Source organism: Acidisoma cellulosilyticum (assembly GCF_020621385.1).
GTDB lineage: Bacteria > Pseudomonadota > Alphaproteobacteria > Acetobacterales > Acetobacteraceae > Acidisoma > Acidisoma cellulosilyticum.
Genome location: NZ_JAESVA010000001.1, coordinates 579,827 through 601,180 on the forward strand (window position 1 = coordinate 579,827; position 21,354 = coordinate 601,180).

Here is a 21,354-nt window from a genome sequence, read left to right on the forward strand (position 1 = left end):
GCGTCAGCTCTCGACGGCCGCGGTGCCGCCGGCGGCAAGACGGGACAGATGACCGGCGATCTCCGCCGGCAGGCCGGCATAGGCCTGCAACAGCCTGGCCCCCTTCTCACCCATCGCCGTGGTGCCCCAGGGGTCTTTCAGCCGCGCGTCCAGCCAGTTTCCCAAAGCCTGGGCGTCGGCGACACGCGTCAGCGCCCCCCCGGCCTCAAGCAGTGCCACGGTATCCGTGAAATTCTCGGTATGCGGCCCGACTGCAACGGCACGGCCCAGCCGGGCAGGCTCGGCCGGATTCTGTCCGCCATGGCGGATCAGGCTGCCGCCCAGAAAGGCGAGCGGCGCCAGGCGATAGATGAGGCCGAGTTCGCCGACCGTATCGGCGACCCAGATACCGCCCGACCGGGGCGGGTTCTCGCCCAGGCTGCGACGCGGTGCGCCACCGGCGGCGGCCGCCATCTCAGCCCCCCTCTCGGGGTGGCGCGGTACCATGATGGTCAGCAGGCCGGGATGGGTCGCGGACAAGCGTGCATGCGTCTCCTGGATCAGCGCGTCCTCACCCTTATGCAGGCTGGCGGCGATCCAGACCGGGCCGCCGATCATGCTGGAAAGCTGGGACAGCAGGGCATTGTCGGCGGGCAGCGGGGGGGCAGCCAGCTTCAGATTGCCGGCCGGCAGGATCGGCGTCTGGGCAAGCGAGGCGAACCGCTCCCCATCCATGGCACTTTGCGGGTGGATAAGGCTGAAGAAACCCAGAACCTGCCGCACCGTGCGCTCGGCCAGTTTCCAGCGCTTATGGCTGCGGACGGACAGCCGGGCATTGACCAGCATCAGCGGAATGCGCCGGCGGGCGGCGGCGGCCAGCAGATTGGGCCAGATCTCGCTTTCCACGAAACCCGCCGCATCCGGCTTCCAATGGTCCAGAAAGCGCGCGGCCCAACACGGCACGTCCAGCGGCACGAAGCGATGGATGACGCGCCCTTCCAACCCCATCTCCGGCAGGCGCTTGGCGAGCAACTTCTGAGAGGTGACGGTGCCGGTGGTCAGCAGCAGGCTGCCCGGCGCCTCGGCCAGAATGGCGAGCACGGGAAGGATGGAAATCGTCTCCCCCAGGCTCGCCGCATGCATCCAGATCAGCCGCCCGGCAGGGCGCGGCGTCGGGTCTATCGCCTCACGCTCGGGCAGACGTTCCGCGATCTCCTTGCCGCGCGCGACACGGCGGCGGAGCATGACACGCAGCGCAGGCGTGGAGACGCGGGTCAGGCCAGCCCAAAGGGCGAGCGGCAATGTCATGATGGCTTGTCTGACGACGTATCTGCGGAGGGTTTGATGCCGCAGAGCCGATCCGCCTTGGCGCTCGCTTCGTTCAAGGCCGAGACGACGGCAGGCAGATGCTCGGCCCAATTGGCACGCGGCACGGTGAAGGCAGGCTCCACCACGATCACGCCCCGGCTGAAAGGGATGGGGAATGGCAGGATCATGCGGTCCCAGCTCGGCATCCGCATATGAAAGCGGCATTGGGCGGAGGCCGCGTAAATCGGCGCGCCGGTCGCGGCGGCGAGTTGCGCGACACCGGCGGCCGCGACCTTGGCCGGGCCGCGCGGACCGTCCGGCGTGATCGCGATATTGCTGCCTTCACGCAGCAGCAGCAGCATATTGCGCAGGCTGGTCGCGCCCCCTTTGGAGGAGGAGCCGATGACGGTGCCAAGGTTGAAGCGCCCGACGGCCTGGCCGATGAAGCGCCCGTCGTTATGGCCGCTGACAAGGACATAGGTCCGCATCGAAGCGCCGAGCCGCTGCGCCTCGATCGCCAGCATCGACATCATCGGCAAGCGTTCGTGCCAGAAACAGACAAGGCCGGGCGTCTTCTCATGCGTCGTCGGCGCCAGATTCTCCAGCCCCACAAAATCCCACCGGGTCGTGCGATAGACCATGGCGAGATAGAAGCCGACGAATCGGGCGAAGCCGTCCTTCAGCCTGGGATGCCGCACCAGCCATTTGAACCATTTGGGCGTGCGGAATTTCCGCACCCGCTCCGGCTTCTGGCGCGATGTCTCGATTGGGTCGGGGGTAAGGCTGTCTGCCATCGCCGCGCGGTAGCACGCCCCCTGTCCGGCGGCAATCAAACGGCCCGTGCGTGGGATTTGATCATTTCATAATTGAATCGAATTGCATGGCCGGCCGATAAGGAAGGCATGCGCCCATTTCCCCTGCTCTCCGTGATCGCTGCCCTGATCTTCGCCGGCCTGCTGCTGGGCTCGGCCGCTTGGTTGCGCGGCCCGGAATATGACGAGGGCTATACGGCTTTCGTGACCGGCAAAGCGCCACGGCCGGCATGGCCGACCGCGCCCTTCCGGGCCGGCGATATGCGAGGCGCCTTCACACCCGCGCCCATGCCTTGGCGGATTGCGGGCAATCTGCGGCGGACGGATGTGCATCCGCCGCTGTATTTCTGGGCGATCTGGGTCTGGCGGCGGGTCTTCGGGCCGGACCTATGGGTCAGCCGCCTGCTTTCCGTCGCTTTCAGCCTCGGCGCGCTCGCTGTCCTGGCGGCACTGGCCAGGGAAGCCGGATTTCCGGTCGTCCCTGCCCTGCTGATCACAATCGGCGCTTACGGCTTTGTCGCAACCGGCATCACCATGCGCGGTTTCGCCTTGGCGCAATGTCTGATGCTGGCCGGTCTGCTGCTGGTCCTGCGCTGCGCGCGTAAGGAGCCCGGTCAGCCGTTGGCGGCCGGCCTGCTGCTCGGCGCCGCCAGCTTCTCGAACTACCTCACGGCCTTCACGGCGACGGCAGCGTTGCTTTGGCTGGCAATGCGAAACCCCCGGCGGGCGGTCTGGCTGCTGATCGGCCTGCTGCCCTTTATCGCCGGGGACGGGTTTTTCTTTCTGGCCCAACGCGGCAGCCGCATCGGCCAGTTTCCGCCTTTCACCATCGGCGGCATGGCGGCAGCGCTCGCCCATGCCGCCGGGGGCGCCTTATTGGGCGGACTGCCGCTCTATCTGCCTACCGGCGTCGGGCGTGTGGCGTTGACCGGGCTGCTCGGTGCGCTTCTGATCGCAATGCTCGGGCTTCCTGCGGTGTTGTGGCGCAGGATGACGCTGAAGGCCCCGGCCGCGCTGTTTGCCATGGCCGCCATCGCCCCGGTGCTGGGCCTTTGCGTGATGGGCCTCGTCGCCGGCACTATTCCCGTCGAAATCCGCTATCTGTGTTTTGCCATTCCGCCCTTTGCATTGATGCTGGCCGAGGCAGCCGTCCGGCTCTCACGGCCGATCGGCCTTTCGCTTCTGGCCGTCCTGCTGACGGTTCAGGGGAGTTCGATCGCAGGACTGCTGACACGGCCAGAGACGATGCAGCCGGAGCAAGCTGCCGCCCGCGCCGCCTGGGCGCAGGCTGGATCGACCGGGCTTGCACTGCTACCGCGCGGCAATGATGGCGTCGGTATCGTTTCAGCCTTTCTGACCGCAGCACCGGACGATCTGCATATCCTGCTGGTGACGCCGCAGACGACGGAAGCGGAACTCGCTGGTGTTTTGACCCGGGGTCAATGGCCCTGCGTGACAACCGCCATGATCGGTGCCGACCGCGACAGCCGTGCGACCCTGTCGCTCCTCGCCCGGATGCGAAACCTTAACTGCCAAATGCGTTGACGCCGCTATCACTGGCCTCCTACCGTGATCATCGATCCCTCAGGCAGGACGGAGCGATTTGCGGACCGGAATTCGTTTTCTTCTCGGGACAGAAACACGCAACCTGTCGGACGTCGATCCGACCCGGACCGTCCTCGACTATCTCCGCGACGACGAAAGCCTCTGCGGCACCAAGGAAGGCTGCGCCGAGGGCGATTGCGGCGCCTGCACCGTGATGCTGGCGGACCGTGACGGCGCAGGCGGCATCCGCTATCGCCCGGTCAATAGCTGCATCATGTTCCTGCCGGCGCTGGACGGAAAGCAGCTTGTCACGATCGAGCATCTCCGCGGCCCCGGTGGCGCGTTGCACGACGTGCAGAAGGCGATGATGGACCATCACGCTGCGCAATGCGGTTTCTGCACGCCGGGTTTTGTCATGTCGCTGGCGACGTTGCATCGCGCGGGGGTTGCCGTCGACCGCACAGAGATTGCGGATGCGCTGGCCGGCAATCTCTGCCGCTGCACGGGTTACCGTCCGATTTATGATGCCGCGCGCAGCGTCCTTGCCGTTCCGCGCGACAAGACAGACCGCGCGGCTGAAACCTCGGCCTTGGCTGCCAAGCTCGATATGCTCGATACCGAGAGCGAAAGCCTGGACATGACGGGCGCCGGCCGCCGCTTCATCGCCCCGCGCTCGCTTGGTGAATTGACCGCGCTTCTGGCCGTTCATCCCGATGCGCTGATCCTGGGCGGCGGCACCGATATCGGCCTTTGGGTGACAAAGCAGCGCCGCCATCTGCCCTTGCTGATCGCGACGGAGCAGGTGCCGGAACTGCGCCGGATCGAATCGAGCGAAACGCAGCTTTCCATCGGTGCCGCGGTCCCTTACGCCGATGCCATGGCAAGTCTCGCGGCCCTGCATCCCGCGACCGCCACGCTGCTGCGCCGCATCGGCTCTCGCCAGATACGCGAACGCGGCACGATCGGCGGCAATATCGCCAATGGCTCGCCCATCGGCGATATGCCGCCGTTGCTGATCGCCATGGGCGCCGTGCTTGTCATCGCCTCCGCGACAGGCGAGCGGCGCTTAGCGGTCGAGGCTTTTTTTCTCGGCTACCGGCAGACGGCTCTTCAACCGGGCGAGGTGCTGGCGCGGATCGAAATCCCGAAGCCTAGCCCTGACATCCATCTTGGCATCTACAAGGTTTCAAAGCGTTTCGATCAGGATATATCCGCCGTCTGCGCCGGTTTCGCGCTGGAATTGGACAACGGCCTCGTGCGTTCCATGCGGATCGGCTATGGCGGCATGGCGGCAACGCCGGTGCGCGCGCTGGATGTGGAGACGAAACTCATCGGCGCTGTCTGGGGACTAGCGATCGTTGAAACCGCGATGGACGCCATCGATCAGGCTTTCACGCCACTCTCGGATATGCGCGCCTCCGCCCAATACCGCCGCATGATCGCCCGCAATCTGCTGCTGAAATTCTATCTGGAGCACCCGGCGAAAGGGGAGACCGCCATCAGACTCAGGCTTGATCAACCGGAAAGCCTGACCGCATGACAAGCCCGATCGGTGCCTCCATCCCCCATGACAGCGCCCGGCTGCATGTCAGCGGCGAAGCGCTTTATATCGACGATATACCGGAGCCGCGCGGGCTGCTGCATGCGGCTATGGGCTTGAGCACCGAAGCGCATGCCCGCATCCTGTCACTCGATCTGACAGCGGTGCGCGCGGCACCGGGTGTCGTTGCCGTTATCGCCGCCGAGGATGTGCCCGGCATCAATGATATCGGGCCGATCTTTCCCGGCGATCCCATCTTCGCCGATGGCATCACGCAGTATCATGGCCAGGTTATCTTCGCTGTCGCCGCGCGCACGCGGGCGGAAGCGCGGGCGGCGACCGCTCTGGCAAGCATCACATACGAAAAGCTGACGCCGATCCTGACGCTGGATGAGGCGCTGGCGCGCGAGGATGCGCGTGTCGCCCCAAGCCGGCTGATGAAACGCGGCGAGCCTGACCTCGCTCTCGCCCGTAGCCGCCACCGGTTGCACGGCACGCTTTATGTCGGCGGTCAGGATCATTTCTATCTGGAAGGGCAGATCGCGGTCGCTCATCCCGGCGAGCAGGGCGACATGCTCATTCAAAGCTCCACCCAGAACCCATCGGAACTGCAGCATCTGGTCGCCCACGCGCTGCATGTGCCTGATCACTCGGTCATCTGCGAGACGCGGCGCATGGGCGGCGGCTTCGGCGGCAAGGAAAGCCAGGCGGCGATCCCGGCAGCCATCGCGGCCCTGCTCGCTACCCGCACGGGTCGATCCGTCAAATGCCGGATGGACCGCGATGACGACATGATCGTCACCGGCAAGCGGCATCCCTTCCGTATCGACTACGATGTCGGCTTCGACGATCAAGGCCTGATCGGCGGCGTTCATTTCATGCTGGCGGGTGACTGCGGCCATTCCGCTGATCTGTCAACCGGCGTCAACGACCGCGCGATGATGCATGCGGATAACTGCTATTTTCTTGAAAACGTTTCTATTCTCTCGCACCGCTGCCGGACGAATACCGTCTCCCACACCGCTTTTCGCGGCTTCGGTGGCCCGCAAGGCATCATGGCCATCGAATATGTTCTGGACGAGATTGCGCGCCATCTGAAACGCGACCCTCTTCTTATCCGGCAGCGCAATTTTTACGGCATCACCGCGCGCAACGTCACACCCTATAACATGGTGGTCGAAGACAATATCATCGCGGCCCTGGTGGATGAGCTTGCCCGCTCGTCAGACTACGCAGCGCGCCGCAAGGCGATCGCTGCTTTTAATCTCAACAGCCGCTGGATCAAACGCGGTATCGCATTGGTGCCGGTGAAATTCGGGATTTCCTTCACGGCGATCCATCTCAATCAGGCCGGCGCGCTAGTGCAGCTTTATACGGATGGCAGCGTCTTGCTCAATCACGGTGGAACCGAGATGGGGCAAGGGCTTTTCATCAAGGTCGCGCAAGTCGTCGCCGAGGAATTCGGCATCACGATCGACCGCGTGCGCGTCACCGCGACCAGCACCGCGAAAGTGCCCAACACCTCGCCGACGGCTGCCTCCGCCGGTACCGACCTCAACGCCAAGGCGGCCCAGGCCGCCGCCCATACTATCAAGCTGCGCCTGGCCCATGTGGCAGCCGAGATATTCGCCGTGCCGGCGACCGCAGTGATTTTCGCGAACGGCGAAGTTATCGCCGGACGCAATCGTCTGCCTTTCGCCGAAATGACGAAGCTTGCCCGGATGCAGCGCGTGTCGCTATCCGCTACCGGCTTCTATGCGACGCCGAAAATCCATTTCGATGCGGAGACGCAGACCGGGCGCCCCTTCTATTATTTCGCTTATGGCGCGGCCGTGACTGAAGTGGAGGTTGACGGACTGACCGGCGAATATCGCCAACGGCGTGTCGATATTCTGCATGATTGCGGCAAGTCGCTGAATCCCGCCATCGATCTCGGCCAGATCGAGGGTGGTTTCGTACAGGGCGCGGGCTGGCTGACGTCGGAGGAATTGTGGTGGGACGATCGCGGCCAACTACGCACGCATGCGCCCTCGACCTATAAAATTCCGGCCATGGGTGATCTGGCACCCAAATTTCGGGCGCGCATTTACGAGGCCGGCCGCAACCGGGAGAACGCGATTTTCCGCTCCAAAGCCGTCGGCGAACCGCCGCTCAACCTCGGCATCTCGGTCTTTCATGCCATCAAGGATGCGGTGGCGGCCTTCAGCGCAAACGGACTCTCGCCGCATTTGGATGCACCGGCCACGCCCGAGCGCGTGCTGATGGCGATCGAAAAGCTGCGCGCCGCGGCTAAGCCTGGCCTGGACCGCGCGAAGGCGGCCGAGTGATGCCGGCCTGGTTGGACGCGCTGAGCGCGCTCGACAGCCAGGGTGAAGCCGCTGTGCTGGTCAGCATCATTCGCGCCCAGGGGTCGGCTCCGCGAGAAGCCGGGGTCAAGATGGTCGTATCGGCCAGCAGCGTCTGGGATACGATCGGCGGCGGCAATCTGGAGTTTCAGAGCATCCAGGACTCCCGAACTCTGCTGGCGAGCGGCGCCAGAACACCGGTGACGCGCGACTTTCCGCTGGGACCTGCACTCGGCCAATGCTGCGGTGGGGCAACCACGGTATTGTTCGAGCCGATCCGCCCGCCCAGCTGGACGGTGGCGATTTTTGGCGCCGGCCATGTCGGCCGCGCGGTTGCCAAATTGCTGGGCGACCTGCCTTGCCGCCTCTTGTGGTTCGACAGCCGTGCCGACGTGCTTCAGACCATGCCGGTCCCCGGCAATACGCGCGCGCGCACCACGGCCATGGCCAGCGACATCGCTGCTCTGCCAGCCGGCACCGCCGTTTTGATCATGACGCATGATCACGGGCTTGATTTCGATCTGACCGAGGCGGCGCTGCGCCGGCCCGATCTCAGCTTCATCGGCACCATCGGGTCCGAGACGAAGCGGGCGCGCTTCGTCAGCCGTCTGCGCAAGGCAGGACTGGATGAGGCGACGCTCGGTCTGCTCTGCTGCCCGGTCGGCCTGCCCGATGTCGGTAGCAAGCTTCCTGCCGAGATCGCCATTTCCGTCGTGGCGCAGCTTCTGCAGCGACGGCCGGTGCAGACCATGCTGCCGGTCGATGATGATAAGTCACCGGCAGACCCTCCGCCGCTCCGCAATAGCGGTTGCGGCAAGGCAGGGTGCGACGCGGGGTGCGGCCCCGCTACCGCCGCCTGAGAACAAACAGCCCCTGCTCGCCGAAGAGATTGGCAAGTTGCGGAAAGCGCCGCCAAGGCGCGCGATGGCCTTCGTCATCCAAAGCGAGCCATTGTTCCACGACATAGCCCTCGGCTTTGCAGAGGTCGAAGAAGTCCTGAATGGTACAAGGATGGATGTTCGGCGTCTCATACCACATCCGGTTCCAGCTCTTCGTCATCGGCATGCGGCCGCCGAGCAGAAGCTGCGCACGCAGATACCAATGGCCGAAATTCGGAAAGCTGACGATGGCGCGCGTGCTGATGCGCAGCATCTGCTGCAGCACTTCCAGCGGTCGCTCCACCGCCTGCAAGGTGCGCGTCAGCACGACATAGTCGAATGCCTGATCGGGGTAATAGACCAGATCGGTATCGGCATCGCCCTGCATCACCGGCAGGCCGTGCGCCACCGCGCGCGTCACCAGGGCCATGTCGAGTTCGAGGCCGCGCGCATCGCAGCCACGGGTATGGAACAGATGACCGATCAAGGCCCCATCGCCGCAACCGATATCAAGCACGCGCGAGCCGGGCTTTACCAGATCGGCGATCAGTTGCAGATCGACGCGCATATGATGCGCGGCATGGGCTTGGCGACTGGCGCGCAGGCTTCCATCCGGCATTACACGGTCTCCTTATGCGGCAGGCCGCGATGATCGGCGCAGCCGGCGATGAAACCCGCCAGCGTGCGGTGGAAATCCGGCTCGTCGAGCAGGAAGGCGTCATGCCCTTTGTCGCTCATGATCTCGACGAAGCTGACATTGGCCGCCCCCCGGATCAATGCATTGACCACCTCTCGCGTCGCCTTCGTCGGGAATAGCCAGTCCGAGCTGAAGGAGACGAGACAGAAGCGCGTGCGGGTGCCGGCGAAGGCGCGGGACAGATCGCCGTCGCGATCGAAGGCGAGATCGAAGAAATCCATCGCGCGGGTGATGGAGAGGTAGGAATTCGCGTCAAACCGCCGCACGAAGGCGCTGCCTTGATACTGCAGGTAGCTTTCGACCTCGAACTTGTCGTCGAGCAGCGTCAGGCTGGAGGCGTCGCGCAGACGGCGGCCGAATTTCCGCGTCAGCGCGGCCTCGCTGAGATAGGTGATGTGGGCCACCATGCGCGCCACCGCCAGGCCGCGGGCCGGAATGACGCCCAGACGCCAATATTCGCCATTGTTGAAATCGGGGTCGGCGAAGATCGCCTGCCGCCCGACCTCATTATAGGCGATGTTCTGGGCTGAGTGATGCGCGCCGGAGGCGATGGGCACGGCCGCGAAGACCGCTTCCGGATAGGTCGCGGCCCATTCCAGCACCTGCATCCCACCCATGGACCCGCCGATGACCGCAAAAAGCTGGCTGATGCCGAAGTGATCCACCAGCTTCTTCTGGGCGCGGACCATGTCGCGGATCGTCACCGGCGGGAAATCATGCCCCCAGGGCTCATGCGGCTTGTCGTCATGCGGGCTGCGCGGCCCGGTGGAACCCATGCAGCCGCCCAGAACATTGGTGCAGATGACGAAGAAACGATCCGTGTCGATAGGCAATCCAGGCCCGACGAGATTGGCCCACCATCCCGCCCGCCCGGTTAGCGGATGCGTATCGGCCGCATATTGGTCGCCCGTCAGGGCATGGCAGATGAGGATCGCATTGCTGCGCTCGGCATTGAGGCTGCCATAGGTTCGATAGGCCACCGTCACCTGCCGCAGCATGCGCCCACAGTCCAACGCCATTCCTTCGGGAAAGACGACGGCCTGATGGGTGATCTCGGCGAAGGGCTCAATCTGATCCATTCGATTCTGATAGGATGCCGGATCACGGGGGGCAATGTTTCGAAGGGCGCGGCTGCCCAGAAGGATTTCGATGAAGGGTTTCGATTGATCGCGGCAAGGCTGGTATAAGAGCCGAGCCCCATGTCGCCGGTTTGCTTCCCCTGGCGGTTCAGCTATCAGTCAAACGGTTGAAATTCACCCTGGTTTGCCATTTATGTCGAGTTATGCCGAAGCCGCTCACGGCGCGGACAAAGCCTCACCAGCGTCCGCAGATCGCCTGCCTGCCCTGCGGGAGCAGTTGGACGTGCTGGACGACCGTATTCTCGACCTGCTGATCCAGCGGGCGCGGGTTGTGGAAGACGTGGCGGACGCCAAGCGCGGCCTGGGCTCGATCCGGCCCGGCCGCGAAGCCGCGATTCTGCGCCGGCTTCTGACCCACCATCAGGGCCCGCTGCCACGCGGTGCGATCATCCGCATCTGGCGGGAGATCTTCGCCTCCTCCATCGCTCAGCAGCAAAATCTGCAGGTCGCGGTCTGCGATCCGGCCATGGATGGGCGTTTCCTGGCGGCAGCGCGCGAGCATCTGGGCGCACTAACCCCCATGCGCGTCTATCGCAGCCCCGCCCAGGCCATCGGCGAAGTGGCGGACGGTCGCGCAAGCGTCGCCATTCTGCCGCTGCCCGGTGAGGGCACCGGCGACGGCAACGGCCCAGGCTGGTGGCCCGGATTGCTGCAGCACAATGCCAAGGGCCGCATCCATGTCGTGGCCCGCCTGCCCTTCTGGGCCAGCCGGCCCGAAGGCACCGCCAGCGTTCAGGCGCTGATCATCTCCAATACGCCGGCCGATCCCTCCGGCGAGGATATTTCCCTGATCGCGCTGGAAGTCCCGGCGCAGGTCAGCCTGGGCAGCCTATCGAACGCCATCAACGCCGCCGGCATCAAGCCGCTGTCCATGCTAGTCCATCGGCCGTCCGGCGTGCCGGTCGCCTTTCTGCTGGTTGAGGTCGATGGCTTCGTGACCGCAGACGACCCGCGCCTCGGCCTGATCGCCGGGTTGCAGGCGCCGCCCATGATCGTCGGCGCCTATGCGGTCGCCATTGCTGAGGAGTCCGCTGCATGACCGAGACCCGCCGTCCCACGCCGCGCCCCGAAATCCTGGCCATTGCCCCCTATGTCGGCGGCGCATCGACCATTCCGGGCTTGTCGCGCATCATCAAACTCTCGTCCAACGAAGGCGCCTTCGGCGCGCCGCCCGCGGCGCAGAAAGCCATCGCGGATGGCGCCGAAAAGATGGCCCGCTATCCGGACGGCAGTGTGCAGGGGCTGCGGGAGGCGATCGGCGCCCATTTCGGCCTCGACCCGGCGCGCATCGTCTGCGGCAATGGCTCGGACGAGGTGCTCAGCATGCTCATCCAGGCCTATGGCGGCCCGGGTACCGAAATCCTGATGTCGCAATACGGGTTCTCGATCTATGAAATCTTCGGGACGCTGGCCGGCAGCACGGTCCGCAAAGCGCCCGAGACCGATATGACCGCCGATATCGATGCGCTGCTCGCGGCCGTGACTGAGAAGACCACCCTTGTCTTCCTCGCCAATCCCAACAACCCGACCGGCACGCTGGTGCCGATGGAGGCGTTGCAGCGTCTGCGTGACGGCCTGCCGCCGCATGTGCTGCTGGTGATCGACGCGGCCTATGCCGAATATGTCGAGCGGCCGGATTACGACGGTGGCCTCAGCCTGGTGGAAGCCGGCGAGAATACGGTGATGAGCCGCACCTTCAGCAAGATCTGGGGTCTGGGCGGCGCACGCCTTGGCTGGTGCTATGGCCCGGCCGCCATCATCGATGTGCTGAACCGCCTGCGCCCACCCTTCAACATCAATGCGACCGCTGCCGCCGCTGGAATCGCCGCGCTGTCTGAGCCCGGCTGGGAAAAGATGTCGCGCGACCACAATACCGTCGCGCGGGCACGCGTTGCAGCGGCACTGACGCAAGCCGGCATCCGCGTCTGGCCGAGCGAAGGCAATTTCGTCCTCGCCGATTTCGGCACCGCCGATCAGGCGCGCGCGGCCGATGCCGCCTTGAAGGCCGAGGGCATCATCGCCCGCATGCTGGTGTCTTATGGCCTGGCGCATTGCCTGCGCATCACCATCGGCACCGATGAGGAATGCCAGATGGTGATCGATTCCCTGGTTGCCTTCATGGCCCGCGCCAATACACCCGCGACCACCGATGCCTGAGACCAGTCCTCCGATCTTTCAGCGCCTGACGCTGATCGGTCTTGGCCTCATCGGGAGTTCCGTCGCACGAGCGGCGCGAGAAAATGGAATAGCCGCCGAGATCGTCGCCAGCGACGCGAGCGAGACCGTCTGCGCGCGGGTCGCCGAACTCGGCATCGCCGATCGGGTTGAGCCGGATTTGATCCGCGCGGTGGAAGGTGCCGATTGCGTCATGCTCTGCGCGCCGGTGGGCGTGCTGGCCGATATCGCAGCCGTCATCGCGCCGCATCTGGCCCAGGGCTGCATCCTGACGGATGTCGGCTCGACCAAACTCTCCGTCGTGCGCGATGTGGGGCCCGTCGTGCCGGAGGGCGTGCATTTCGTCCCTGCCCATCCACTGGCGGGCACTGAATTTTCCGGCCCCGATGCCGGCTTTGCCGAACTTTTTCAGGGCCGCTACTGCCTAGTGGTGCCACCGGCCGGCACCAATGCGGACGCCGTCGCGCGTATCGTGGCCCTGTGGCAGCGCATGGGCGCGACGGTCGAGGAGATGGAACCCGCGCATCATGACCGCGTGCTGGCTGTCACCAGCCATCTGCCTCATCTGATCGCCTTTACCATCTGCGGCACGGCGGATGATCTGGCGGATGAGACCAAGGAAGAAGTGCTGCGTTTCGCGGCCTCCGGCTTTCGTGATTTCACCCGTATTGCGGCGTCGGATCCGGTGATGTGGCGCGATATTTTCCTGAACAACCGAGAAGCGCTGCTAGAAATGCTGGCGCGTTTCACCGAGGACGCCCAGGCCATGGCCAAGGCCATCCGCTGGGGCGACGCCGCCTATATCGAAGACAAGGTCCTGCGCGGGCGGAAAATCCGCCGCAGCCTGATCGAGATCAAGCAGGCCTAGCTGCCTGCGGCAGCCATCAGGGTCTGGCTCTGCGCCGCCTCGGCCTTCAGCCAATCCGCGAAAGCGCGTGCGGCGGGAACGAGGTCACCCAGATCGGGCGCCACGATCCAATAGCCGCCGGTACCGATGGTCAGCGGAAAGGGCGCGATCAACCGCCCGGCCGCGATATCCTCCGACAGCAACGGAATATCGCCCAGCGCCACGCCTTGCCCGCGCATCGCCATCTGAATGACCAGCGCGTGGTCGTTGAAAACCGGCCCACGTCGCTGCGGCAGACCGCCGACGCCGGCGGCTTCCAGCCAGGTTGTCCAGCCCGCACGCTCATCATCATGCAGCAGGGTAAGCCGCAGCAGATCGGCGGGTTTGCGGATCGGCGGGCCTGACGCCAGCAGGCTGGGCGCCAAGACCGGCGTCACCCGGCTGGACATCAGCGGCTCGGCATCGACACGCGGCCAATCTGCCTCTGCCGCCTCCGGGTCATAGCGAATCGCGAGATCGACGCGGGAGGAGCGGAATTCGATGACATGGGGATCGGCCAGAACCTCGACCTCCACATCCGGCCGGGCGGCGCGAAACCGGTCTAGCCGCGGCACCAGCCAGCAGGCGGCCAGACCGGGCTCGGCACTGACGACAAGCTCGGTCACGACCGGCACGGCGGTTGCCTCATCCACCGCGTCGGCGATGGCGTCGAAACTATCGGACAGACGGTCGAGCAGTTTGGCCCCCGGCTCGGTCAGCGTCACGGCACGATGATGGCGATGGAACAGTTTGGTGCCGAGCAGCGTTTCCAGTTCGCGGATCTGGCGGCTGATCGCGGCCTGGGTCACGAAAAGCTCGTCCGCCGCGCGGCTGAAACTCAGCAGCCGGCCCGCGCTTTCGAAGCTTCTGAGTGCCGTCAGAGGGATCCGGCCACGCCGCATCGCATAACCCTATGTTATCCGATGGCGACGATAAGCTCGTTTGAAGACAAAAGCCAATGGGTGTTCTCTGCCCCTCAAGGAGCAGTCACCATGACAAACACCATGTTCAACATTCTCGGTAATTCATTCCAGGTCGCGACCTTCCAGGCCGGCACGTCGTCTCAGACCCGCCGGCCGGAAGAGGCGCGACAGGATATCAGGCAGCAGCCAAAGCCGCTTTCATCCCGTCGAGCAGCATATCCGCGTGTTCAGTGGAAAATGGCAGCGGTGGCCGGATTTTTAGGCTATTTCCCGCTTTTCCTGAAGCACTGATCAAAATACGGCGCTGACGCAACTCATTGACCACACGACCCGCCAGCGCCGCATCCGGTGTTTTAGCAACCGGGTCACTGACAAATTCCGCGGCGATGAACAAACCGTCGCCGCGGATATCGCCCATCCGCTCGAAGCTTTTGGCAAGATCGCGCAAGCCCGCGCGCATATAAGCGCCGACGGTCGCCGCGTTCTCCATCAGCTTTTCGTCGCGCAGAATATCGAGCACCGCGAGCGCCGCCGCACAACTCACCGGATTGCCGCCGAAGGTATTGAAGTAGCGTGTGCGGCGTGCAAACTCATCGAACAGAGCCGGGCGCCCGACGACACCGGCGATGGGCGTGCCGTTGCCCATCGGCTTGCCGAGGGCAACCAGGTCAGGCTCCACGCCATGACGCGCGAAACCCCACATCGCTGTTCCCGTGCGGCCGAAACCCGGCTGCACTTCATCGGCAATGAACAGCCCACCCGCTTCGCGGATGGCCGCGACCGCCGGTTTGATGAAGCCGATCGGGTCGGTCACCACGCCGTCGCTGGAAAAGACGGTGTCGAATAGCAAGGCCGCCGGGGCCGCGCCGTGGCGTTTCAAATCGGCGATCGCCGCCCTGACATGCGCGGCAAAGGTCTCACCCATCGTTTCCGGATCGTCGCGGAAACTGTCGGGCGCGGGAATGGTGCGGATATGCACGCCCAGGGGCACACCGTCACCGAGGGAGGGCGAGAGTTCCGAGGCGGCGGTCGTGACACCATGATAGGCGTTCTCGGTCACGATCACGCCCATCGCACCGATATGGCTGCGCGCGATGCGAAGTGCCAGATCAATCGCCTCGCTGCCAGTGCAAGTCAGCATCACCTGAGAGAGCGATGCAGGGAATAGCGCTGTCAACCGTTCGGCATAGTCGACGACCATATCGGTCAGGTAGCGCGTATGGGTGTTGAGCCGTCCCATCTGCCGGGTCACGGCCTCGACCACACGCGGATGGCAATGGCCGACGCAGGGAACGTTGTTATAGACGTCCAAGTAAGCCGCGCCGTCCGGCCCATAGAGAAAGACGCCTTCGCCACGGTCGAGATAGACGGGATCATCGTAGAACAGACGGTAGGAGGCGCCGAGCACGCGCTCCCGCCTGCGGATCAGCGCGGCCGTCGCGTCCGGCAGATGATCAAGCTTGCCGCTGTCAAACGCATTGATCATGACAGCTTTGGGGCCGGATGCGTTCATGATGCTGTTTCCTGTTTCGCGCGGCCGCGTGCAGCCTGCCAAAGATCGAGAAGCCTAGCCTGACCGTCTGCCGGGTTCATCTCGGCCACGCGCTGCATGACCTGCCAGGCGCGCCCGGCATTGCGCATGAGATAGTCCCGGTTTTCCGGATAGAGCGTCGTGCGCCAGGCGGGGATGAGCGCACGCAAGGCCAGCCGCGTCGCGATAAGATCGAACAAGACGCCCGCTTCCAACGCGCTCAGGGGCCGGACGCGCTCATAGCCCGTCAGCAGATGCAGCAGAGGCGCGAATAGGTCAGCGCCTTCGACCAGATCGAGATGATAGGAGCCGGTAACACCGATTTCCTGCACGACCGGCGCGCTGACCAGATCGCCGAAATCCAGAATACCGGCGACGGTCTCGCCATCCATCAGCATATTGCTGCCGGTCAGATCGTTATGAATGACACCGCGTGGCAGTTGCGGCAGCACGGGCAAAACGCGCGCCTCAAACCGGTCCAGCAGGATCGAAACCCAGCCACGAGCCTGATCATCCGGGATCAGCGGCAGCAGCGGGCGCAATGACGCCGCATGCTGCATATCCCAGAGCAGCGGATGCGTTTCCGCCGCCGGATGCGAGAAGCCGGACAGGGCTTGTGCCACCCGCGCCAGCGCCTCGCCAAGCGACAAAAGCCCTTGCGGACGCAAAATCCGATGGGCGAGCAGGTCGCCTTCCAGCCAGGTGAAGAGACGCACAGGCAGCATCCGCCCGTCCCCGCCCGCGACCCGAGCGATGAGCACAGCATCCAGCGTCGGCACGATCCGCTGGACAGGGAGCGTGGGATCGCTGCGGCCGACGTGAACCAGGGCCTGGGTCTGAAAATCCGTGACGTCCGGATCTTCGTTGGCATTGGTGAATTTGAGGATGAAACTGTCGCCTGCCGGCGTCACCACACGGAAATTGCGGTCGCGCTCGCTATGCAGCGGAGTGGCTGTTCCGTCCTGCCCCCAAAGGCGCCGGAAGGCTGCCTCGGCGTCCTCCGCGCTCACGTCCGGCACCGGGCTTGCCAGCACAGCGGCGGCAGCACCGATCAAGGTTTCAGGCTTCATCGTAATCAGGCTTTCGGCAGGGTGATGATGAAACGCGCGCCCAGGACGCGCCCCGCCTCATCATGCCGATTTTCGGCGCGAATGCGACCGTTCAAAGCCTCGATAATCTGCTTGCTGATGGAAAGCCCGAGGCCGGAATGCTTGCCGAAGCTCTCGCCCTGCGGCCGTTCGGAATAAAAACGCTCGAACACATCTTCAAGCTTGCCTTCCGGGATGCCAGGACCCTCGTCGGAGACGGTGATGTCCACCATGCCCTCGGCCGTTTCCACCGCAGAAAGTTCGATCCGGCCGCTGGGCGGGCTGAAGGATCGCGCATTGCCGATAAGATTGCCCAGCACCTGCACCAGGCGGCCTTCGACGGCGGCCACGCCGAGGCCTGCCTTCATCTCGGCCGCCGTGACGATCGGCGCACCGGGCAGACGCGTTGCATCATCAATATCGGCCAGCGCGCCGAGCATGGCGACGATGTCTTGCCGCTCGGGCGCTGCGCGCGAAATTTCCGCATCAACGCGCGAGGCATCGGAAATATCGGTGATCAGACGGTCCAGCCTCAATACGTCATCGGCCATGATGGCCAGAAGATTATTGCGACTCTGGTTCGCGTCCTCGACCCTGCGCAGCGTCTCGATGGCGCTGCGGATGGAGGTCAGCGGGTTCTTGATTTCGTGGGAGACGTCGGCCGCGAAACGCTCGATCGCGTCCATCCGGCCCCACAGCGCGGTCGCGGAATCAGACAGCGCACGGGCCAGCGTGCTGATTTCATCGCCGCGTTCCAGCAGGCTGGCCGGCACCGCGCCGGTGCGGCCATGGCCCTCGCGCATTTCCTGGGCGGCGATGGCGAGCCTGAGGATCGGACGGGCGATGGTCTGCGCCAGATACCAGGACAGCAGCACCGTCAGCACCAAGGCGACGAAAAACAGGCCGAGGATGGATATCCGCACCGAGAGAACCGCCTGATCCACCCGCCGCGCATCATGGGTCAGCAAAATCATGCCGACGGTCTGATTGTCATGCGTCACCGGTTCCGCGACCGTCACCAGCAGGCGACCGTCCGTCGTGCGGCGGATATAGGGCGGTACCTCCTGCCCCGTGTCATTGCCGCGCAGCGCGAGCACGGCCTTGAGGTCAGGCTGCCAATCCGCGCCATCCGACTTGTCGAGCTGGCGCACGGGAATGCCACCGGCACTCGGCGCCCAGGCGAGAAGGTGATCGTAGAACCAGCTGACCAGACTGCTAAGGGCGCCACCATTGGCCGGCGGCGGCAGCGGCTCAGTCACGATGGCACCACCGGCCCCTTCGCGCACCTGGCTATCGGCGACGATATTGCCGTCCGGTCCGAAGAGCCGGGCCTGGGCGAAAGGTGTGGGATCGGTCAGGCGATAGAGCAGCGGCCGGGCCAGATCCTGCGTCAGCACCGGATGGTCGCCGGACCCGGCCTGAACCGCGCTTTCCCCCAGCGCGCCGGCATAGATCCGCGCCTGTTCGCGGAGTGCGGAGACATCCGCATCCATCAGCCCGTTCTGATACTGGTCGAGATACAGCAGCCCGATGACGAGCAGCGCCAGCGGCAGCGCGTTGACGAGGAGGATGCGCCGCAGAAAAGGAGAGGCGAAGCGCCGCCTTGGCGGCAGAGCCGGGCCGGACGCCAGCGCACCCGCATCCGCCATGTCTGCCTGTTTGGAAAGGGCAGCGCCGTCCGGCATCAGTTTTCCTTGTAGCGATAGCCGATGCCGTAGAGGGTTTCGATCTGGTCGAAACTGTCGTCCTGCACCCGGAACTTCTTGCGCACGCGCTTGATATGGCTGTCGATGGTGCGGTCATCGACATAGATATTCTCGCCATAAGCGGCGTCGATCAGCTGGTCGCGGGATTTCACCATGCCGGGACGCGCAGCCAGCGCCTTCACCAGCAGGAATTCCGTCACCGTCAGCTGAATATCGTTACCCTTCCACAGGCACTGATGCTTCGTCTCATCCAGCGTCAAATCGCTGCGGACCATGACGCCGGTGGGCGCGGCGCCCGACCCTTCGGCCCGGCTGACCTCATTGCGGCGCAGCAGCGTGCGGATCCGTTCCAGCAGCAGACGCTGGCTGAAAGGCTTTTTGATATAATCATCCGCGCCCAGCCGCAGACCCATCAGCTCGTCCACCTCCTCGTCCTTGCTGGTGAGCAGGATCACCGGCAGGGCGCTGCGCTGGCGCAAGCGCTGCAGCAGCTCCATCCCGTCCATTCGCGGCATCTTAATATCGAGCACGGCAAGATCGACCGGGCGGGCAATGAGGCCCTGAAGCGCGCTTTCGCCATCCGTATAGGTGCGAACCTGAAAGCCTTCCTGTTCCAGGGTCATGGACACGCTGGCGAGAATGTTGCGGTCGTCATCCACGAGCGCGATAGTGTGCTTCATCATAAACAGCTTTCGCCTGTTCTTGCCTGGGGTTTTGGCCCAGGGCGGAAATGCGGTTGGCCTTGCGGCTGACGGGTAATCGTCAGCCCGGCCTTTCTATTATCGAGCAGAGAACCTGGTCCGTGAACCAGGTTTGTCGAGCGGGAATCGTGAAATCCCCGCCATGAATCTATATCAGAACGCTACAAAAGACCCGAAAGACGCGCCTGGGCGAAGGCCGCAATGGTGACGGCGTCGCGAATGACGCCGTCTCGGATCATGCGCTCGACCTCGGCAATCGGAAAGCGGCCGAGCACCATATCCTGCTCTTCCACCTCGCGCGCCGTCTCGCCCATCACCAGATCGGTCGCAAAAAACACGCGGCCTTCCTGGTTGGAATAGCCGGCGGCCTGGACGATACGGCCGATTTCGTGAAGCTTACCGGCGACCAGCCCCGTCTCCTCCCGTAATTCGGCGGCCGCCAGCACCGTGGGTGCCACGTCCTGCCATTCCCAGGTGCCCATGGGCAATTCCCAGACGCACTGGCCGATCGGGTAGCGGAACTGCTCGACCAGATAGATCTCGCCGTCCTGCACGGGGCAGATGACGGCGAATTCCGCCCGTTCCAGCACGGAATAGATGCCCTCGGACCCGTCCAGCCGGCGGACCTTATCCTCCCGCAGGCGCAGCCAGCGATTTTCATAGACCAGGCGGCTGGAAATCTGGGTGATGGCTTCGGTCATCGGCCTCTATCTCGCGCGTCGAAACGTCAGGTTATAGCGGAACGGGCCGAAAAGCGGATCATCGCCCGGCTTCACCGGCCGGATGCCATGAAACAGCAACCTTGCCGGACCGCCGAAGACCAGCACATCGCCACTCTCCAGCCCGACCGAAAACGGCTTTTCATCTTTCTCCATACCCCCCACGAGAAAGACGGCTGGCAAGCCCAGCGAGACGGAAACGATGGGCTGGTCGAAATCCCGCTCGTCACCATCGCGATGCAGGCCCATGCCGGCGCGCACCGCATAGCGATTGATGAGGCAGGTATCGGGGGCGAATCCCGGAAAACCAGCCTCGGCGGCAGCCGTGTCCGCCAGAACAAGGAAGGCATCGGGCATAGCTGGCCAGGATTGGCCGGTCAGGGGATCACGGCTTTCATAACGATAGCCCCGCGCGTCTGAGACCCAGCCGGAAGCGCCCGCGCTGGTCATGGCAGCGGCCAGCTTGCCGCCACGCCGGGTCGTCATGAAACGGAAGGGCGCCTGCTCGGCCAAAGCCTGGATGAGGGCAAGAAGGGTTGCCGGGTCAGCCCAGCGGCGCAGCAGAACCATGCCCGCCGGCAAGGCGGGAACAGGCGCCGCGAGATCGGAAAAAAGATCGCTCAGGCCGAACCCATTTATGCAGACTGGGGCAGCGTGAACAGCCGGGACACTTCATGCAGGTCCGGCGCGACCGGGTGGCGGGTGGAGGGCAATGTGCCGTCCGCGTCCCGCACGATCTGGCAGGTGCGGAAACCGGCGGCCGCCGCCGCATCAAGCTCCGCCTCGACGTCCGACAAGAACAGGATCAGCCCTGCCGGCAAGCCAATCTCGGTTCGAATGGCGTCATAGCTCTCGCGCTCGCGCTTCGGCCCAATGCGCGTGTCGTAGAAGCCGGAAAACAGCGGCACCAGATCGCCCGCCTGACTATGGCCGAAAATCCCGCGCTGCGCTTCCTCGGACCCCGAGGAATAGACGTAAAGCGGCAGACCCTCCCGCTTCCAGAAAGACAGCATGTCCGGGACTTCCGGGTAGAATTGGGCGATGAGATCGCCTGCCGCATAGCCTTCCCGCCAGATCAGACCCTGAATGGTTTTCAGCGGCGTCACCTTCTGATCCAGATCGCTCCAGCGCAGCAGAGCGGCAACCGGATCGGCTTCAGGCTCCAATTCGCGCGTCTGCGCCAGCACGGACTGCACCGCCGGGTCGTCCCCGTGTTCGGCGACGAAATCCACCAGACGCGCCCGCGCATAGGGAAACAAGCTGTCCCGCACGAGGCTGATCGGCGTCACCGTCCCCTCGATATCGAGCAGCACCGCTTCCACGGGATGCGTCACGATGAGGTCGGTTTCCTCAGGCTGGCGATCGGCGATGTCGGTCATGCT

The 21,354-nt window shown here is 64.5% G+C and carries 19 protein-coding genes; 7 read left to right on the top strand and 12 right to left on the bottom strand.

Annotated elements, in window-relative coordinates; all coding sequences use genetic code 11:
• Positions 1-3: 3 nt before the first annotated feature.
• Positions 4-1,287, bottom strand: coding sequence for a 3-deoxy-D-manno-octulosonic acid transferase (locus ACELLULO517_RS02705; RefSeq protein WP_227305647.1), 1,284 nt, complete (start codon positions 1,285-1,287; stop codon positions 4-6).
• The gene (locus tag ACELLULO517_RS02710; RefSeq protein WP_227305649.1) at positions 1,284-2,081 is read right to left on the bottom strand and encodes a lysophospholipid acyltransferase family protein; all 798 of its coding nucleotides are present in this window, start codon (positions 2,079-2,081) and stop codon (positions 1,284-1,286) included. The genes ACELLULO517_RS02705 and ACELLULO517_RS02710 overlap by 4 nt, the downstream gene beginning before the upstream one ends.
• A gap of 108 nt (positions 2,082-2,189) precedes the next feature.
• Here ACELLULO517_RS02710 and ACELLULO517_RS02715 point away from each other — a divergent pair, with 108 nt between their 5' ends.
• From ACELLULO517_RS02715 to xdhC, 4 genes are read left to right on the top strand one after another with little or no spacing between them, the layout of a single operon-like run.
• Positions 2,190-3,644 carry a glycosyltransferase family 39 protein gene (locus ACELLULO517_RS02715; protein ID WP_227305651.1) on the top strand — a complete coding sequence of 485 codons (1,455 nt, stop codon included), beginning with the start codon at positions 2,190-2,192 and terminating at the stop codon, positions 3,642-3,644.
• Between the two features lie 58 nt (positions 3,645-3,702).
• Positions 3,703-5,184 (top strand): xanthine dehydrogenase small subunit, encoded by a 1,482-nt coding sequence (xdhA, locus tag ACELLULO517_RS02720; RefSeq protein ID WP_227305653.1) that lies wholly within the window; start codon positions 3,703-3,705, stop codon positions 5,182-5,184.
• Positions 5,181-7,511 carry a xanthine dehydrogenase molybdopterin binding subunit gene (gene xdhB, locus ACELLULO517_RS02725; protein WP_227305654.1) on the top strand — a complete coding sequence of 777 codons (2,331 nt, stop codon included), beginning with the start codon at positions 5,181-5,183 and terminating at the stop codon, positions 7,509-7,511. Before xdhA ends, xdhB begins: the two co-directional genes overlap by 4 nt.
• Positions 7,511-8,389 (top strand): xanthine dehydrogenase accessory protein XdhC, encoded by an 879-nt coding sequence (xdhC, locus tag ACELLULO517_RS02730; RefSeq protein WP_227305656.1) that lies wholly within the window; start codon positions 7,511-7,513, stop codon positions 8,387-8,389. The genes xdhB and xdhC overlap by 1 nt, the downstream gene beginning before the upstream one ends.
• On the opposite strand, the gene metW is transcribed toward xdhC, so the two are convergent.
• Together metW and metX are read right to left on the bottom strand one after the other, a co-directional pair.
• A complete protein-coding gene (gene metW, locus ACELLULO517_RS02735; protein ID WP_227306054.1) occupies positions 8,376-8,975 on the bottom strand; it encodes a methionine biosynthesis protein MetW in 600 nt (199 codons plus the stop codon). The two genes, xdhC and metW, sit on opposite strands and share 14 nt — an antisense overlap.
• A gap of 50 nt (positions 8,976-9,025) precedes the next feature.
• Positions 9,026-10,183: a homoserine O-acetyltransferase MetX gene (gene metX / locus ACELLULO517_RS02740; RefSeq protein ID WP_227305658.1), complete on the bottom strand. Its 1,158-nt coding sequence runs from the start codon at positions 10,181-10,183 to the stop codon at positions 9,026-9,028.
• Positions 10,184-10,376: 193 nt separating this feature from the next.
• Here metX and ACELLULO517_RS02745 point away from each other — a divergent pair, with 193 nt between their 5' ends.
• The 3 genes from ACELLULO517_RS02745 to ACELLULO517_RS02755 are packed head-to-tail and all read left to right on the top strand — an operon-like array spanning position 10,377 to position 13,286.
• Positions 10,377-11,282 carry a chorismate mutase gene (locus tag ACELLULO517_RS02745; RefSeq protein WP_227305660.1) on the top strand — a complete coding sequence of 302 codons (906 nt, stop codon included), beginning with the start codon at positions 10,377-10,379 and terminating at the stop codon, positions 11,280-11,282.
• Positions 11,279-12,400 carry a histidinol-phosphate transaminase gene (gene hisC / locus ACELLULO517_RS02750; RefSeq protein WP_227305662.1) on the top strand — a complete coding sequence of 374 codons (1,122 nt, stop codon included), beginning with the start codon at positions 11,279-11,281 and terminating at the stop codon, positions 12,398-12,400. The genes ACELLULO517_RS02745 and hisC overlap by 4 nt, the downstream gene beginning before the upstream one ends.
• Positions 12,393-13,286, top strand: a complete 894-nt coding sequence (locus tag ACELLULO517_RS02755) for a prephenate/arogenate dehydrogenase family protein (protein ID WP_227305664.1) — start codon at positions 12,393-12,395, stop codon at positions 13,284-13,286. Before hisC ends, ACELLULO517_RS02755 begins: the two co-directional genes overlap by 8 nt.
• On the opposite strand, the gene gcvA is transcribed toward ACELLULO517_RS02755, so the two are convergent.
• From gcvA to mtnC, 8 genes are all read right to left on the bottom strand, one after another.
• Positions 13,283-14,206, bottom strand: coding sequence for a transcriptional regulator GcvA (gcvA, locus tag ACELLULO517_RS02760; RefSeq protein ID WP_227305666.1), 924 nt, complete (start codon positions 14,204-14,206; stop codon positions 13,283-13,285). The two genes, ACELLULO517_RS02755 and gcvA, sit on opposite strands and share 4 nt — an antisense overlap.
• A 196-nt stretch (positions 14,207-14,402) precedes the next feature.
• Positions 14,403-15,740, bottom strand: a complete 1,338-nt coding sequence (locus tag ACELLULO517_RS02765; protein ID WP_406566224.1) for an aspartate aminotransferase family protein — start codon at positions 15,738-15,740, stop codon at positions 14,403-14,405.
• Positions 15,737-16,828, bottom strand: coding sequence for a phosphotransferase (locus tag ACELLULO517_RS02770; protein WP_227305668.1), 1,092 nt, complete (start codon positions 16,826-16,828; stop codon positions 15,737-15,739). Before ACELLULO517_RS02770 ends, ACELLULO517_RS02765 begins: the two co-directional genes overlap by 4 nt.
• A gap of 5 nt (positions 16,829-16,833) precedes the next feature.
• Positions 16,834-18,495 carry a stimulus-sensing domain-containing protein gene (locus ACELLULO517_RS02775; RefSeq protein WP_227306056.1) on the bottom strand — a complete coding sequence of 554 codons (1,662 nt, stop codon included), beginning with the start codon at positions 18,493-18,495 and terminating at the stop codon, positions 16,834-16,836.
• Between the two features lie 35 nt (positions 18,496-18,530).
• Entirely contained in the window at positions 18,531-19,232 is a 702-nt protein-coding gene (locus ACELLULO517_RS02780) for a response regulator transcription factor (RefSeq protein WP_227306057.1), read from the bottom strand.
• A 182-nt stretch (positions 19,233-19,414) separates the two neighbouring features.
• Positions 19,415-19,954: an NUDIX domain-containing protein gene (locus tag ACELLULO517_RS02785; RefSeq protein ID WP_227305670.1), complete on the bottom strand. Its 540-nt coding sequence runs from the start codon at positions 19,952-19,954 to the stop codon at positions 19,415-19,417.
• 6 nt (positions 19,955-19,960) lie between these two features.
• Positions 19,961-20,554, bottom strand: coding sequence for an alpha-ketoglutarate-dependent dioxygenase AlkB (locus ACELLULO517_RS02790; RefSeq protein WP_227305671.1), 594 nt, complete (start codon positions 20,552-20,554; stop codon positions 19,961-19,963).
• 53 nt (positions 20,555-20,607) lie between these two features.
• Positions 20,608-21,351, bottom strand: coding sequence for an acireductone synthase (mtnC, locus tag ACELLULO517_RS02795; RefSeq protein WP_227305673.1), 744 nt, complete (start codon positions 21,349-21,351; stop codon positions 20,608-20,610).
• Positions 21,352-21,354: the final 3 nt, after the last annotated feature.